Raw genomic sequence first — 1,384 nt, forward strand, 5'->3', positions numbered from 1 at the left:
GGGTCTACGCGGATTCGTGTGGGCCATTTTCAGTAACAAATTGCTGAAAGTATCTACGTAGGCAGTGTTTTCGTAGAGATTGGCTGACTGGAAAGTTGTTTCGTTTTTCGGGTAAGCTTCCAGCATGAAAAACCCAAAGTCAATCAGATCGCTTTTCTGCTTTCCTGGGTTCACTGCCCGTTCGATGTTGAAGGGGGTTTTCGGTGACCGGCATTCTCGAATCATCACCTTGCAACGGGGAAAAAAACAGCAACATGTTCGCAATGTGGACACCGGTGCAAATCCAGATACGATTGCAAAACCCTACGGGTACGTGACCTGTCTGTCGCTGGCTGGCGCATCTATCTTGAGTTTGAACGTTGGCGGGTTAGATGTCCCTGTTGTACGTCAGTGCACGTAGAGCATTTGGATTGGCTGGCTAAGAATCCGCGATACACGCAGCGGTTCGCCATGCATGTGGGCAATCTGTGCCGCGATATGACCGTGAGTCGGGTTGCCGAGATCGAGCGCTTGCATCACAGCACAGTGAAGGATCTGGACAAGCTGTACATGCGTCGACAGGTCGAATTGGCAGGCCCGCCATCACCGCGAGCAATTGGTGTGGATGAGATATCGATACGCAAAGGGCACAAGTATCGAGTCATTGTCAGCGATCTGGATCGCCGCCGTCCCATCTGGGTTGGCGGCGAAGGTCGCAAGGAAAAAGACCTGGATGAATTTTTCGAATTCATCGGTAAAACAAAGAGCAAACGCATCAAACTGGCCGCCATGGATATGTGGAAAGCCTTCAGAAAATCAACCCTGAAGAATGCCCCAGACGCATTGATCATCTATGACAAGTTCCATATCATGAGCCACCTGTCCAAGGCACTTGATCAGGTTCGTCGAGAAGAATACAAGCGACTCAGCGGGAAGGACAGAAGCTATATCAAGGGCCAACGATACACCCTCCTGTCCAACAAGGAGAATCTGGATCTGGATGGACGCCGAGCGCTGAAGAAGCTGCTGGCTGCCAATAACCGGTTGAACACAGCCTACTTGCTCAAGGAAATGTTTGGTCAACTGTGGGACTACAAAACAGCCCGTGGTGCTCGTGCCTTCTTCGAACGATGGAAAGACAGCCTCAAGTGGAAAAGGCTGAAACCGTATGTGAAGTTTGCAGCGATGGTGGAAAGGCACTGGGATGGAATAGCCTCGTACTGCCACCCTGACAACAAAGTGAGTCTTGGCCTGGTCGAAGGCGTCAACAACAAGATACGAGTGATACAGCGCAAAGCCTATGGTTATCGTGATGAGGAATATCTGAAACTCAAGATCATCGCATCATTCCTGCCGCCACTACCCAAAAACGCCCAAATCAACCCACACGAATCCGCGTAGACCC

General features: G+C 50.7%; 1 protein-coding gene and 1 pseudogene. One reads left to right on the forward strand and one right to left on the reverse strand.

The genetic code is table 11. From position 1 onward, the window contains the following. The coding region (locus tag ACUNV4_RS30360; RefSeq protein WP_430882428.1) for a hypothetical protein at nucleotides 1-228 on the reverse strand (228 nt) is incomplete at its 3' end. Nucleotides 229-246: 18 nt separating this feature from the next. Here ACUNV4_RS30360 and ACUNV4_RS30365 point away from each other — a divergent pair. Beyond that, a pseudogene (locus ACUNV4_RS30365) lies at nucleotides 247-1,380 on the forward strand (ISL3 family transposase); the annotation flags it as partial. Nucleotides 1,381-1,384 lie beyond the last annotated feature (4 nt).

The organism is Granulosicoccus sp. 3-233 (genome assembly GCF_052681095.1).